10 protein-coding genes and 1 pseudogene are annotated in these 15,158 nt (G+C 54.7%); 4 read left to right on the top strand and 7 right to left on the bottom strand.

Annotated features, from left to right (window positions below; translation table 11 throughout):
• Positions 1-20 precede the first annotated feature (20 nt).
• The 5 genes and pseudogenes from AC6I1V_RS12365 to modA form a co-directional block, all read right to left on the bottom strand.
• A pseudogene (locus AC6I1V_RS12365) lies at positions 21-446 on the bottom strand (IS5 family transposase); the annotation flags it as partial.
• Positions 404-727, bottom strand: a complete 324-nt coding sequence (locus tag AC6I1V_RS12360; RefSeq protein ID WP_497737024.1) for a transposase — start codon at positions 725-727, stop codon at positions 404-406. The gene AC6I1V_RS12360 and the pseudogene AC6I1V_RS12365, both read right to left, overlap by 43 nt.
• A 935-nt stretch (positions 728-1,662) precedes the next feature.
• Complete coding sequence (locus AC6I1V_RS12355; protein WP_497737023.1) at positions 1,663-1,929, bottom strand: SlyX family protein; 267 nt, start codon at positions 1,927-1,929, stop codon at positions 1,663-1,665.
• A complete protein-coding gene (locus AC6I1V_RS12350) occupies positions 1,926-2,426 on the bottom strand; it encodes an EVE domain-containing protein (protein ID WP_302551801.1) in 501 nt (166 codons plus the stop codon). The genes AC6I1V_RS12355 and AC6I1V_RS12350 overlap by 4 nt, the downstream gene beginning before the upstream one ends.
• Before the next feature lie 1,469 nt (positions 2,427-3,895).
• Positions 3,896-4,678, bottom strand: coding sequence for a molybdate ABC transporter substrate-binding protein (modA, locus tag AC6I1V_RS12345; protein WP_486854668.1), 783 nt, complete (start codon positions 4,676-4,678; stop codon positions 3,896-3,898).
• A gap of 188 nt (positions 4,679-4,866) precedes the next feature.
• Here modA and AC6I1V_RS12340 point away from each other — a divergent pair, with 188 nt between their 5' ends.
• Entirely contained in the window at positions 4,867-6,009 is a 1,143-nt protein-coding gene (locus AC6I1V_RS12340; RefSeq protein WP_486854667.1) for a TOBE domain-containing protein, read from the top strand.
• 640 nt (positions 6,010-6,649) lie between these two features.
• Here AC6I1V_RS12340 and AC6I1V_RS12335 read toward each other — a convergent pair.
• Both AC6I1V_RS12335 and modB read right to left on the bottom strand, forming a co-directional pair.
• Positions 6,650-7,405, bottom strand: a complete 756-nt coding sequence (locus tag AC6I1V_RS12335; protein WP_479860044.1) for a sulfate/molybdate ABC transporter ATP-binding protein — start codon at positions 7,403-7,405, stop codon at positions 6,650-6,652.
• Positions 7,405-8,097: a molybdate ABC transporter permease subunit gene (gene modB / locus AC6I1V_RS12330; protein ID WP_308772265.1), complete on the bottom strand. Its 693-nt coding sequence runs from the start codon at positions 8,095-8,097 to the stop codon at positions 7,405-7,407. The genes AC6I1V_RS12335 and modB overlap by 1 nt, the downstream gene beginning before the upstream one ends.
• A 1,628-nt stretch (positions 8,098-9,725) precedes the next feature.
• Between modB and glpA the strand changes: the two genes are divergently transcribed.
• Genes glpA through AC6I1V_RS12315 form a run of 3 tightly spaced genes read left to right on the top strand, consistent with a single transcriptional unit; the run spans position 9,726 to position 13,916 of the window.
• Positions 9,726-11,393: an anaerobic glycerol-3-phosphate dehydrogenase subunit GlpA gene (glpA, locus tag AC6I1V_RS12325; RefSeq protein WP_486854666.1), complete on the top strand. Its 1,668-nt coding sequence runs from the start codon at positions 9,726-9,728 to the stop codon at positions 11,391-11,393.
• Entirely contained in the window at positions 11,390-12,679 is a 1,290-nt protein-coding gene (glpB, locus tag AC6I1V_RS12320; protein ID WP_479859701.1) for an anaerobic glycerol-3-phosphate dehydrogenase subunit GlpB, read from the top strand. Before glpA ends, glpB begins: the two co-directional genes overlap by 4 nt.
• 7 nt (positions 12,680-12,686) lie before the next feature.
• Entirely contained in the window at positions 12,687-13,916 is a 1,230-nt protein-coding gene (locus AC6I1V_RS12315; protein ID WP_302553431.1) for an anaerobic glycerol-3-phosphate dehydrogenase subunit C, read from the top strand.
• Positions 13,917-15,158: the final 1,242 nt, after the last annotated feature.

Below are 15,158 nucleotides of genomic sequence, written 5' to 3'. Positions count from 1 at the left end.
AGGGGCTGTCTCTAAATAGTTTACTGGAGCCAAATAAGGCATGATGCCAGCATGACAGATGCTTTAAAAGTTATGGCCAGCTTATCATATCGAGTAGCAACTCTGCGAAATGATTTAAGCCTGGCAAAAAAACATTCAACAAGATGGCGCTCTTTGTATACATGACTGTCATACTCTCGTTGAATCCGTCGGCCTGGCATTGGCGGAATGACCACTTCGTGATTTTGGCGTTCCGCCAATGCCAGTAGCTTATTGGCATCATATGCTCTGTCCGCAAGGAGCTTTTCTGCCAGTAACCCTTCTATCAGGTCACATGCGGGAACAATGTCATTTACATTCCCTGCGGTAATGTGAATGCGCAAAGGATTGCCGAGGGCGTCAACCACAGCGTGAACCTTGGTGGTTAATCCGCCTTTACTGCGACCGATCTGCTGATGGAAGTGCCCCCTTTTGCGCCGGTAGCGTGTTGGTGCAGCCTGATAAAGGTGGCGTCAATAATTATAGCCTCAGGATCGGCGTTTATGGATAACATTCGAAGAATGTCATCCCAGACTTCAGGTTTAGCCCATTGGAGGAAGCATTTATGTACCGTTTTCCAGGGCCCGAACTCTGGATGTAAGTCCCGCCAGGGCGCTCCTGTTTTCATGAGCCACAGGATGGCGTTAAACATCAGACGGTCATCCTTACGTTTGCGGCCTCTGGTTTCCGTACGGGGCTTTACCAGCATGGCCCAATTATGGCCCATTTTTCGTCTGAAATGTCGTGTCTGCTCATGCCAGACATCAAAACAACAGAAAGACGAAAAGTCGAGAACTTATTTAGAGACAGCTCCTAGGGCACTGTCATGGAATATGGTTGCTTCATCTCCATAGTATGATGAAAAATACAGCCTTTTTCTCCAGTTCTTCCGCTGGCAGACTTCATGGCTGAACTACTTTATTGATTATTCCTTTAGGTCGTATCGTCAATTGTATATAACATATTTAAATTATTTAATATTTTTTAAATTGCAAAATATTATTTAAATACTTTCAAATAGTTACATATAACACAACGACACACCTAGTGCTTCAAGAAATAAAGCATCAATCCGTTCCTATGGCACGGCCTTGAGTAGTTTCAAAAATCATATGAAGTTGCATAGGATATAAAGCTCTGTCATAGAGTGTGGTTGCTTCACATCCACAGTGTGGTGAAAAGAAAGGCTTCTTCTCTCATTTTCCCGTTGACGGACTCTATGATTGGGGGATTTTATTGGTTATTCCCTTGGCATTGAGAGAAATAAAGCATCAACCACTTCCTATGGCGCAGGCATAAAATTTAAGGCTGTGTTATAAAAATGGTTGATGCTTTTTTCCTTAAAGTTCCAAAGGATTAACCGATAAAATACCTTAGCCGTGGATCCCGCCAAGGGAAAAACAGGAGAAAAAGGCTGTATTTTGACCGCGCTGTGGAGATGAAACAACCGCATACTTATAACAGAGCAAAATTTAACCATCCAACGTGCAACGCCCTTTCCTCGTATTAAACGGTTCCCTGCAGCAGGGATTCGATAAAGTCAAAAGTCTTTGGGAGGAAGGGGGAGGTTTGGAGGGGGAAGGAGGGGCTTTCTTCAGAAAGGCCCTCCTTCCCCCTCCAATCTTTTTCCTAGCCGAACAAAAGCTATGCTAGCTTCATGTAATGCGGCGGCACGGTCGCTTCTCCGCCTTCGTTGCCGACAAGCTCCCAAAGCTCACGGAACTTCTCCTCAACGGCTTCCATGCGCGCCTGAAGATCGTCCAACTGCCTCTGCTGAAGCGTTATCGCCTCGTTGAGGGCGGAAAGCGTCCGCTCCTGAAAATAAACTTGCTCCTCCAGCCGCTCCAAGCGGGCGATACGGGCCTCCAGCGCGGCAAGTTCGGCATCGGGAGAACGCAAAAGCTCGCTCATGCCTTCACCTCTTGCCCCGCCGCCCTGTCCGCGGCGAGCTGATCCGCCAGCCTGACGATGGCGGCATAGGCTTCGGCCTCCACGGGCTGCACGGAAAGGCGGCTTCCGGTCTTCATGAGCTCCATCCCCGCCAGCTCAGGGACAAACCGCAGCAAGCTGCGGGGAACCGGCGGATCGAATCGCCGCACCAGCTTCACATCCACCATGTACCAACGGGGATCGTCCGGTGTGGCCTTCGGATCAAAATGCCCGGCATCGGGATCCTGCGCCGTGAGATCGGGATGCCCTTCGCGCACAATTTCCACAATCCCGGCGATTTCAGGATTCTTGCCGCTGTGGTAGAAGAATCCCAAATCACCTTTCTTCATGTCGTCGCGCATGAAATTGCGGGCCTGATAATTCCGCACACCATCCCAGCTCGTGGTCTGGGCGGGCGCGTTTTCCAAATCGGTAAACGAATAACAACCGGGTTCGCTTTTAAAAAGCCAGTGCCGCATGATTCCGTGCTCCTGAAAAAATGAGGATTCGGGAATATTGTTCCCTGAATCCCCATTCCTTGCAAGCTTTTTGCTTTCCCAAAGGCTGCTTCACAAATCGCCTGTCGAATAATTTAAAGGCTGCATCATAGGAAATGGCTGATGCTTTTTTCCTTGAAATTCCAAAGGAATAACTCAGAAGATGCCCCAATTATGGAGCCCATCAGCGGAAAAACTGGATAAAAAGTCTCTATTTTCAGTATACTGTGGAAATAGAACTACCATGTATATGACAAAACCAAACCATTTAAAAAAGCTGCTCACTGAACAATAGAATTTCCCAATCAATTCCTGCAAACTTACCGCCGCGTCAGGCCCATGCCTGCCGCCGGAAGCCATTTACAACATCCTCAGAGCCTACACTTTCCTAACTCTGTCAACCAACAATCAATATTGATGTTTTTCTAAAGGCTCTGTTCAAGTTTACGGTTGATAAAGAGAAAGGCTCTGTTATCGTTTATGGTTGTTTTATCTCCACAGTGCGGTGAAAATACAGCCTTTTTCTCCGGTTTTCCCCTTGGCGGGATCCACGGCTAAGGCATTTTTCCGGTTATCCCTTTGGATCTTCAAGAAAAAAGCATCAGCCATTTTTTATGGCAAAGCCTTTTCTAGGTCGTATCACCAATTATATATAATTTATTGAAATTATTTAATTACTTTAAAATCATAAAAAGATTGTTTTAATAATTTCAAACAATTATATAAAAACGACACAACCTGAAAGGCTCTGTTATGGCATTTGGTTGTTTTATCCCTGTAATATGCTGAAAATGCGTGTTGTTATCTAATTTTTCGCTGATAAACTCAAAGGTTGAGGGCATGTTATTGGCTATCCCTTTAGAGCTTCAAGAAATAAAGCATCAACCGTTTCCTATGGCACGGCCTTCTAAAAAACGCCAATATACTTTTTCCATACTCTCTTATCCTCTATTACGCAGCCCTTCGCACTAAAAAGGATAGAAAACCTGTTCCAACGGACTTGAAAAGCAAGATACGCCAAGGCCGGGAATAATAAACCCAGCCGAACAAACTTCCATACCTCCCCCACACTTGGGGGAATCCATAAAAAAGCCTCCCGCCGAAGCGATGCCGCAGACGAAACAATTATCCAACATCGTTCGAGAGGAGGAGACAGAAAGGCCCTGTCATGGCATGTGGCTGTTTCATCTCCACAGTACAGTGAAAATACAGCCTTTTTCTCCGGCCTTCCCCTTGGCTGAGTCCGAGCCTAAGGCACTTTGCCGGTTATTCCTTTGGAACTTCAAAGAAAAAACATCAGCCGTTTTCTATGACACAGCCGACAGCAAAAGAACAACCGAGAACAGGGATTCGATAACGTCGAAAGTCTTGGGAGGGAAGGGATGGGGTGTGGGGAAGGGAGGGGAACCTTTCTCCAGAAAGGTTCCCCTCCCTTCCCCACATATATGCAGTTACTTCTGCGGCTTGCTGAAGCCGTACTTGGCAAGCACGGCCTGTCCTTCGGGAGAGAGCACGAAATTGACGAACTTCGCGCCGCCGTCACGGTTGCTGCCCGTGGTCGCCACGGCGATGGGGTACAGGACAGGCTTGTGGCCATCCATCACGGCAGCCACCTTCATCTTGTCGCCGCCCTGCTTGGCGTCGGTGCGGTAAACGAAACCGGCGTCGACCTCGCCACGGCCCACATAGTCCAGAGCCTGACGGACACTCGCGCCGAAAACATACTTCGGCTGCAACGTTTCCCAGAGGCCGGCGGTCGTCAGGGCCGCCTTGGTGTAGCGGCCGGCGGGTACGGAGTCGGGATTCCCCACGGCGATGCGCTTGACTTCGGGCTTGGCCAGATCCTTGGCTCCGGTCAGGTTGAGCTTGCTGTCGGAAGGAACGACCATAACGAGATCATTGAGCGCGAAATCTTTGCGCGTGGCGGTATCGACCAGCTTCTTGGCCGCCGCTTTGTCCATCGTTTCCTGATCCGCGGAAGCGAACACATCGACGGGAGCCCCCTCTTCCATCTGCTTGAGCAGGGGGTTGGAGGCCGCAAAGTTGGTATGCACCTTGATGTCGGGGTATTTCTTTTCAAAAAGCCCCTTTATCTCCGTGAACGCATTCGTCAGGCTGGCTGCGCCGGAAACCGTGATTTCCTGCGCCGCAAACGCCGGAGCCGCCAAAAGGAGGCACCCCAAAAGGCCGAACGCCGCATTTCGGGCACACCGACGGAAAAAACGCTTATCCATGTCCATACTCCTTTGTTATTCGACTGTTGCGGTTCACGAACGGTAACCTTTTCACCAATACTCCCCTTGCGTTTTCCCGGCAATCTTGTCACTCTTTTGGGAAACTGCGTGACTGGCTTTCGCCTACATCAGCCCGTGGGATAGCCTGCATATCCCGAAAAGTCGCTTATCGGTACAGAGGAGATTCCATGCAGGAAGAAATAACCCGCCTTGTTCAGGGGCTTGACGATTCCGCCCTGCGGTTCATCGAAGCCTGTGTCCGCCATGAACGCGAAACCCGCAGCGCGCCCCAGGCTCCGCCCCCGTCCACGCCGCACCCCGGCGGCCAATTCACCGTCCCGGAAAATGTCAGGCATCTGACCTCGGAACAGCTCGACGCCGTTTCCAAGGCGTTTCTTGATTGGTACAAGGCGTCCGCCTCCACGACGCAGAGCCGCTCAAGGGGACGGCTGTGGCTGGTTTTTCTGCTCATCCGCTACGGTGCGCTGCGGCTTGGCGAAGCCCTGTCCATCGACGACCGCACGGATCTCGACTTTGCCCGCTCCATCGTCAGCGTCCGGGGGCAGAACCCCAGGGAGCTTCAATTCCCCGAAGCCATCATGGCGGAAATCCGGCAAGTGCTGGAGTCCCCTCTCATGTTCGGCCTGCGCGGTGAGGTGCTGCACCTTGATCAAGGCTATGTGCGCCGTATCTTCTATGAGCGGGCGAAAGACGTCGATCTGCCGAAGGAGCTCCTCAGCCCCCGTGTCATTCGGCACTCGCGGGGCATTGAACTTCTGCGCGGCGACGTGCCGTTCAAGATCGTCCAGCAGTTCCTCGGGCAGCAGAGCCCGACCCTGACGGCAAGTTACCTTCACTTTTCCCGTGAAGACGCCCGAAAAATCGTCCATTCCCATATTAGGAGGGAAGCTATGAAAAAAACCAGCGCCCGCAACGCGTTTACCGGAACCATTAACCGCATCAAGCGCGGCGACCTGCTCGTTGAAGTGGAAATCCTGACTTCAACCGGCCTTCAGGTCGTCTCCGTCATCACCGCCGAAAGCGCCGACAACCTCGAACTCCGCGAAGGCATCAACACCACCGCGACGATCAAGGCCCCGTGGGTCATCATCAGCACCGGCGACGCGCCCACCAGCGCCCGCAACCACTTTTCCGGCAAGGTGCAGAGCGTCCAGCTCGGAGAAATCGAAGCCGAAGTCATCGTCACCCTCGACGAAGGCTCCACCGTCTGCGCCGTCATTACCTCCCAGAGCGCCCGCATGCTCAAGCTTGAGCCCGGCAAGCCCGTGTCCGTCCTGTTCAAGGCGTTTGCCGTCGTTTTGGGGATATAGCTGAAATCTTGGGGAGGGGAGGAAGGGCCTTTCTGAAGAAAGCCCCTTCCTCCCCTCCCCAAACCCCACCCCTCCATCCCCAAAGACTTTCGACTTTATCGAATCCCTGTTGCAGGGATTGCCCGCCTCTGACCTCGGCAGCTTCCACACGGAGTTCATTGAATCCCTGTTGTAGGGATTGCCCCAAAAGGCGTCACGGGGTTTGATTGGCATAGTTAGGCAATACAGTGAATATACAGTATTTTCCACAACTTCTCTGTTGACGAAATCCCAGAGCGAAGGATTTCAGTGATTGCTTGTTTGGAGCTTCAAAAAGTATCAGCCGGTTATTACAATGGAGCTAAACAAAAAGCCTTCCCCGGACTGGGAAAGGCTTTTTGTTATGGCTATGTCATAGGAAATGGCTGATGCTTTTTTCCTTGAAGCTCCAAAGGAATAACCAGCCCAATGCCTTAGCTATGGGTTCAGCCAAGGGGAAAGACGGAGAAAAAGCCTGTATTTTCACCGTATTGTGAAAATAAAAACAACTACATACTGTGACAGAGCCTTTGTTTTCAGTGAAGAGGCTGGAAAGAACGAAGGCGGTGGAAAAAGGAAACAGCGGCGCTTCGTGCTTGTTCCTTCCACCAAGCTGTTCCGGCTATACTTCAACCAATGAGGCAAGAAGCGAAAGCGCGTCCGGCTCGTTCGCCCGGCGGGAAGGATAGTCGTCGAGGATATGCTTGATCGTGCCATTGCTGTAGACTGCCAGCGAGTCCGCAAAGGCGTCCACATCGGCGGGATCATGGGTGATCAGCACGACGGGGATGTTCCATTCGTCGAGCAGGGCGCGGATCTCGCGGCGCATCCTGACCCGGAGGAGCGGATCCAGCGCGGCAAAGGGTTCGTCCAGCAGCAACATCCGGGGTGCGGTGATAAGGGCGCGGGCCAGTGCGACACGTTGCCTCTGGCCCCCGGAAATTTCACGGGGATACCGCTCGGCCAGATGCCCGACCTCAAAGCGTTCCAGAAGCGCCTCCACGGATTTACGGGCCGCGGGGGAAGGGCGGCCGAAGAAGGTTCGCTTCGTCTTGTCGAGCGCGAATTCCACGTTCTTGCGGACTGTCAGGTGCGGGAACAGCGCATAATCCTGAAAGACATACCCAAGATGGCGCTCACGGGCCGGGAGATCAATGCCCTGTTCCGAAGCATATAGCACGTCGTCCCCAATCTTGATGTATCCGCCGTCAGGCCGGACCAGACCCGCCAGCGACTGGAGGGTAAGCGTCTTGCCGGAACCGGAGTGCCCGAACAGGACAAGCCGCCGTGTGGCACAGCGCAGGGACACCTCAAGGGAAAAACCGTCGCCGCGTTTCCGCCCTGTGGCGAGACGCTTGCGGATCTGCACATCAAGCATCAGCGGCCTCCCGCCTTTCCGCCGAACAACCTGTCGGCAACGACAAGAATGGTAAGGCACAGGCACGACGTCAATACGACCAGGATCGTCGCCTGCTCGTCGTTGCCCGCCTGAAACGCATCATAGATGGCAAGCGCGAGGGTCTGCGTCTTTCCGGGGATATTGCCCGCGATCATCAGCGTCGCGCCGAATTCGCCCATGCCCCGCGCAAAGGCCAGCATCCCCCCGGCGACGATGCCGCGCCACGCCAGAGGCAGCGACACCTGCCAGAAAACTTTCCACTCCGACGCCCCAAGCGTGCGGGCCGCGTTCTCAAGGCGCGGGTCCACCAGTTCCAGCGCGGCACGGGCGGACTTGTAGATCAACGGAAACACGACCACCGTAGCCGCAACCACGGCCCCCTGCCACGAAAAGATCAGGTTGATGCCGCACTCGGCCAGCCACGGCCCGATGACGCCGCGCCGCCCGACCAGCAGGATAAGATAATAGCCCAAAACCGTGGGCGGCAGTATCATCGGAAGCGTACACATGGCGTCCAGGACGGCGGAAAAAGGCGAACGGCGGCGGGCCAGAAGCCACGCGGCGGCGACCCCGGCGCAAAACGAGGCGGCGGTCGCAAGGCCCGCAACCTTCAGCGACAGCAAAATCGGCGACCACGGGATCACCCCGTCCGCGAAAAACTCGGAAATCATGCTCATGCCTCGGACATGCCTGAATCACGTTCCCACCGCAATCCAGTCACGAAAACGAAAAAAAGAGAGACCACAGCTGTTCTGAAAGCGTCGAACGGGCCCCCCTGAAAGGCTGTGTCATAGGATAGAAAATGGTTGATGCTTTCTTTAACACTCCAATAACCAATAAAAGATCTCAACCATAGAGCCCGCCAGCGGAAAATGTGGAGAGAGAGAGAGAGAGAGAAGAAAAAGAAAGGCTCTGTTAGAGTATGTGGTTGTTTCATCTCCACAGTACTTTGAAAATACAGCTTTTTTCTCCGTTTTTCCCCTTGGCGGGAGCCACGGATAAGGCATGTTGTCGGTTATCCCTTTGGAGCTTCAAGAAAAAAGCATCAACCATTTTCTATAACACAGCCAAAAGAAAAAAATCTGTATTTTCACCATACTATGAAGATGAAACAGTCATATTCCATGGCAGCGCCAAAGAAAAAAGACCTTTCCCGCGTCCCTCTCCTCCAAAAACACAGATACGGCTCACCTATCCCTCGTATCTTCAAAGGATTTCGTCCCTATCGAGGCATTGATTACAGCCTCCTTTAAAACGGACTGTCCTTAAAAAGCTCAAAAAGGGAACCTGCGGCAATGCAACACGCCCATATTCCACTTCCCAACGCTTCAAGACACACCGGCATTTCCTCACCTGTAACCATATAGGACAAAAGGACATGAAAAGCATGTTGGAATTTTTTAGAAAAACTCAGCATTGATCATTGATTGAAGATAGTAAGAGCAGACGGGTTCTGGAAGGCATTTCGTAAATGGCTTCTGAAGACAGGCATGGTCCTAACATGGCGGCAACTTTGTAGGAACTGATTGGAAAGCCAACAAGCCTTTTGCCTTGAGGCATTCACACTTTCAACAAAAGGCTCTGTTAGAGTATGCGGTTGTTTCATCTCCACAGTGTGGTGAAAATACAACCTTTTTCTCCAGTTTTCCCCTTGGCGAAACCTATGGCTAAGGCACTTTGCTGGTTATTCCTTTGAAACTTCAAGGAAAAAAGCACCAACCATTTTCTATGACACAGCCAACGAAAATACCCCATAACAAGCCCAAACGACAGCTAGCCCCCCCAAAAAAAACATCATAAAAAAAGCCGTGCCAAAAAAATGATTGATGCTTTATTTCCTAAAGTTCCAAAGAAATAACCAACAAAAGTCCCAAGCATGAAGTCCATCGATGGGAAAATGAACAAAACATCTGTATTTTCAGCATACTGTAGGGCTAAAACAGCCACATGCTATGACAGATCCAAAAAGAAATGCTTCCTTGCCTTTCCTTGACGCAGTTCCGGGAGACGGATGCCAAGGCCCAACTCTTCCAATCCCCCCGTCCTGCCGCCGGCCCTTACGAAAGTTTTAGGGGGATAGGGGTGGGGTTTGGGGAGGGGGAAGGGGCCTTTTCCAAAAGGCTCCCTTCCCCCTCCCCAATAACCCACTTCCCAAAATTTTCGGATAAGAACTTTTTGCCCTTGTCTAAAGTTTCATATGTGAATATTCTATTGTAAACGGATGTCAAAGAGGCTATTTTCAGGAGCGACGCACTTCCGGGGCGAACCCGGAACAAATCCAGAAAGAACGGGAACATCCATGCAGGAACTTTCAGAATATACCAAACGGCACTGGGACGTCGTTGTCATCGGCGGCGGAGCCACGGGCGCGGGAACCTTGCGCGACCTCGCCATGCGCGGGGTCAAGGCGCTGCTGCTCGAACAGCGCGACCTCGTCCACGGCACAAGCTCCCGCTTCCACGGCCTGCTCCACAGCGGCGCGCGCTACGCGGTGAAAGATGCCGAGGCGGGCCGGGAATGTATTGAGGAAAACCGCATCCTCCGGCGCATCGGCAAGCACTGCGTCGAGGAAACCGAAGGCTTCTTCGTCCGCACGCCCGAAGACGGGGCCGAGTTTGAAGCCGCGTGGGTCACGGCCTGCGACAAGTGCGGGATCGAAGCCACCCCCATCTCCGTGAAGGAGGCCCGGACGCTCGAACCCAACCTTGCGGGCAATATCGTGTCCGTGTACCGCGTTCCCGACTCCGCCGTGGACGGCTTCCGCCTCGTCTGGCAGAACGTCCAGAACGCCGTCCGGCATGGCGCGGGCTTCCGCACCTATACGGAAGTCACCTCCATCAACAGCGCCAACGGGCAGGTCACGAGCGTAAGCGTGCGCGACTCCCGCACCGGGCAGACCGGGGAAATCCCCTGCAGTTTCGTGGTCAACGCCGCCGGGAGCTGGGTGGGCGAGCTGGCCCATACCGCAGGGCTGGACATCAACGTCAAGCCCGACCGCGGGACGCTGGTGGCCTTCAACCACCGCTTCACCAGCCGCGTGATCAACCGGCTGCGCAAGGCGTCCGACGGCGACATCTTCGTGCCGCACGGCTCCATCACCATCCTCGGCACCACCTCCAAGAAGACCGACAAGCCCGACGACACCGTGCCGGATACCGCCGAAGTGCATGAGCTGCTCGACATAGGCCGCGTGCTTTTCCCGGAAATCGACAGCTACCGCATCCTCCGCACCTTCGCGGGGACGCGGCCCCTGTATACCGCCGACCCGTCCGCCGAAGGCCGGGGCGCTTCCCGCAATTTCGTAGTCCTCGACCATGAAAAGGAAGGGCTCAAGGGCATGGCGACCATCTGCGGCGGCAAGCTGACCACCTACCGCCTCATGGGTGAGCGCATGGCCGACCTCGTCTGTACCAAGCTCGGCGTGACCGCACAGTGCCGTACCGCCGTGGAGCCGCTGGTGGAGGATACGCCCCCGGCCCTGCTGGAACGCGCGCGCAAGGTCTTCCCGGCTCAAGGCCTGGAACAGGCCGAATCCCGCCTTGGCGACAGTTTTGCCGCCACGGTGGAGCGCCTTGAGGCCGCGCCGTGGAAAAAGGCGCTCTTGTGCGAATGCGAGCGCGTCACCATTGCGGAATTTGAACAGGTCGCCTCAGAGCCCACGTCCCATTCCCTTAATGACATCCGCCGCCGCACCCGTATGGGCATGGGTACTTGTCAGGGGAGCTTCTGCGGCTTGCGCGGCGTGGGCGCGGTGCTCGAAGCCAAGCTGCTGCCCGCCGGGATGCGGGCCTGCGGCACCGGCGAGTGCGACGCCCTCCCCTGCGGCGCGCCGGATCTGCTCCAGAGCTTCCAGCAGGAGCGCTGGTACGGCATCCGCCCGGTGCTGTGGGGCAGCGAATTGCGTGAAACCGAGCTGGCGCGCGGCATGTACGGCGCGACCCTCAACGTAGACGGAGCCGACGAATGATCAAGAGAACACCCTATGACGTCATGATCGCCGGGGGCGGCCTTTCCGGGCTGAGCGCGGCCCTGTTCGCGGCAAAGGCCGGGAAGCGCACGCTGCTCGTCACCAAGGGCTCCGGCGTGCTCGCCATCGGCGGCGGCACCATCGACGTGCTCGGCTACCGTTCCGACGGCACGCCCCTTACCTCGCCCTTTGACGGCTTCGGCAGCCTGTCCCCGCGCCATCCCTATGCCATCGTCGGTGAGGAAACCGTCAAAAAGGCGCTGTCCGGCTTCCTCGAATTCTGCGAAGAAGGCGGCTGCCCCTACCTCTGCAACAACGAACAAAATACCCGCGTGGTGACGGCCCTCGGCACGACCAAGCCGAGCTATCTTGTGCCGCATACCATGTCGATGCACGGCGTGGCCGAAGCGGGCAACATTTTCATCGCCGGGGTCGAGGGGCTCAAGGACTTCTCCCCGGCTTTGGTGGCGCAGGGCCTTATGACGCGCAAGGGGTACGCGGGGAAGAACATCGTGCCGGTCATCCTGCCGAGCCCGTTCCCGCTCCAGCGCGACCTCTCCACCCTCGATCTGGCCCGCTATCTGGATACGCCCGAAGGCATCCTCTGGCTGAGCATGAGCCTGAACAAATACATCGTGCGCGGCGTGCCCGGCGCGGTGTTCGTCCCGGCCATCCTCGGCACCGCCGCCAACAACGACGTGCACAACGCCGTCAGGGATCGCACGGGGCACATCGTCAACGAAATTTCCAGCCTGCCCCCTGCCGTAACGGGCCTGCGCCTGCACGCCCTGCTCCTGCGCCTGCTCAAGAAATACAATGTGGATCTCATCGAGCAGTCCACCATCACCGGGGCCGTGGTCGAAAACGGGCGCTGCGCCGCGCTGATCACAACCAACAACGGGCAGGAGCGCCGCTATGAGGCGCGTTCCTTCATCATCGCCACGGGCGGCGTGCTCAGCGAAGGGTTCGCCACCGAGCCCGAACGGGCATGGGAGCCGATCTTTAATATTGATCTGCCCCTGAACCCGTCGTCCCCGGAGTGGTCGCTGCCGGAAGCCTACCCTGCCTGCCGCCAGACGCCGGGGACGCCCCGCCCGTCGCACGGCTTCGCCCTGCTTGGCCCGGATGTGGACGCCAAGCTCCGCCCGCTCGGCAAGGACGGCAACCCGCTGTGCGACAACGTGTTCTTTATCGGCAAGACGCTCGGCGGCTACGATCACGCCGCGGAGAAGTCCGGCAACGGCGTCGCGCTGTCCACGGCCCTCTTTGCAGCCATGAACGCCTGAGGTGCGTATGAAGCCTATTGAAACTGTTGATAAATGTACGACCTGCTCGACCTGCGTGGCCTATTGCCCCGTCACCAAGGCGACGCGGGCCTTCAAGGGGCCGAAGCTGACCGGGCCTTCGTCCGAGCGTTTCCGCCTGTATGACGAAACCGGCGGCGGCGAAATCTCGGAAATCGAGGCGCTGGACTATTGTTCCAACTGCAAGAACTGCGACATCGCCTGTCCGTCCGGGGTCAAGATTTCGACCCTCAACATGCTGGCCCGCGCGGAATACTGCAAGCGCCATAAGCCGCCCCTGCGCGACTGGGTACTGTCCCACGGGCGTATGCTCGGCAGGCTGGCCCGCCGTTTTCCGGGCTGGCTGGTCAATGTCGGCTCCACCAACGCGCTGACCCGGCTCATCCTCGACAAGTTCGGCGTGGACGCCCGCGCGCCCATGCCCGTGTTCGTGCCCCGGAGCTTCACGGAATGGATGGGCGACCACAACGCGATGCTGACGGCCTCGGATCGCAGCCGCCTCACCAAGAAGGCGGTCTTTTTCCCCGGCTGTTACGTAAACGACTACGATCCGCAGACGGGCAAGGATCTCGTCTTCATGCTGGAAAAAGCGGGGTATGAGGTCATCGTGCCCGACTTCGAGTGCTGCGGGTTGCCGATGGTGGCGAACGGCTTCTTCGACGACGCCCGCGCCGCCGCGAGCCGGAACGTGGACACGCTCGCCGCGCTCGTTTCGTCCGGCGACGTGCCCGTTTTGACGGTCTGCCCAAGCTGCCAGCTCATGCTCAAGCAGGAGTATGCCGAGTATTTCCCGGAACTCGGCAAGCATGGGGCCATTGTCCCCCATGTGCAGGACGCCTGTGAATTCCTCATCGGCCTCATCGAGTCCGGCGAGCTCGACATCGACGTACGCGAAGACGCCACGAAGCTGGTGTACCATGCTCCCTGCCACCTGCGCGCGCAGGGCATCGGCAAGCCGGGCCTTGATCTGCTCCGCATGGCTTCCGCCAACGTCGAGGACGCCCGTTCCGGCTGTTGCGGCATTTCCGGCAGTTACGGCTTCAAGAAGGAAAAGTACGATGTGGCGGCCTCGGTCGGTTCCGATCTCTTCAAGGCCGTCAAGGACAGTGCCGCCGAGTATTGCGTCACCGAGTGCGGCACCTGCCGCCTTCAGATTTCGCATCACACGAAGCTCCCGTCCATGCATCCGATCTCATGGTTAAGGAAGCTGGTGAAGTAGGAAAGAGTTGGAGGGGGGAAGGGGAACCTTTCTGAAGAAAGGCTTCCCCTTCCCCCCTCCAAACCTCCCCCTTTCCCCTCCCAAGACTTTCGACGTTATCGAATCCCTGTTCGCGGCTGTTCTTTTGCTGTCGGCTGTGTCATAGAAAACGGCTGATGTTTTTTCTTTGAAGTTCCAAAGGAAATAACCGGCAAAGTGCCTTAGGCTCGAACTCAGCCAAGGGGAAGGCCGGGGGAAAAGGCTGTATTTTCACTGTATTGTGGAGATGAAACAGCCACATGCCATGACAGGGCCTTTCTGCCTCCTCTCGAACGATGTTGGGTGATTGTTTCGTCTGCGGCATCGCTTCGGTCGGAGGCTTTTTTATGGATTCCCCCAAGTGTGGGGGGAACGGTGTGGAAGTTTGTTCGGCTGGGTTTATTATTCCCGGCCTTGGCGTATCTTGCTTTTCAAGTCCGTTTAGCAGTTTATTTTCCTATTATTTTTAGTGCGAAGGGCTGCGTAATGGAGGGGAAGAGGACGTGGAAAAAGTACATTGGCGTTTTTTAGAAGGCCGTGCCATAGGAAACGGTTGATGCTTTCTTTCTTGAAGCTCTAAAGGGATAGCCAATAACATGCCCTCAACCTTTGAGTTTATCAGCGAAAAATTAGATAACAACACGCATTTTCAGCATATTACAGGGATAAAACAACCAAATGCCATAACAGAGCCTTTTAGGTTGTGTCGTTATTTTTATATATAATTATTTGAAATTATTAAAATAATCTTTTCATGATTTAAAAATAGTTAAATAGTTTCAATAAATTATATCTAATTGGCGACACGACCTAGAAAAGGCTTTGCCATAAAAAATGGCTGATGCTTTTTCCTTGAAGATCCAAAGGGATAACCGGAAAAATGCCTTATCAGTGAATCCAGCCAAGGGGAAAACCGGAGAAAAAGGCTGTATTTTCACCGCGCTGTGGAGATAAAACAACCATAAACGATAACAGAGCCTTTCTCTTTATTAACCGTAAACTTGAACAGAGCCTTTAGAAAAACATCAATATTGATTGTTGGTTGACAGAGTTAGGAAAATGCCGGGTTCTGAGGATGTTGTAAACGGCTTCCGGCGGCAGGTATGGGCCTGATGCGTCGGTAAGTTTGCAGGAATTGATTGGGAAATTCTATTGTTCGGTGAGCAGCTTTTTTAAATGGACTGTCCCTGTCATAGGACATGGTTATTTTATTTCCACAATATA

This window comes from Bilophila sp. T19-St14, assembly GCF_059728385.1.
The sequence above is the reverse complement of the archived record's forward strand: the minus strand, read 5'-3'. Positions and strand labels throughout refer to the sequence as shown.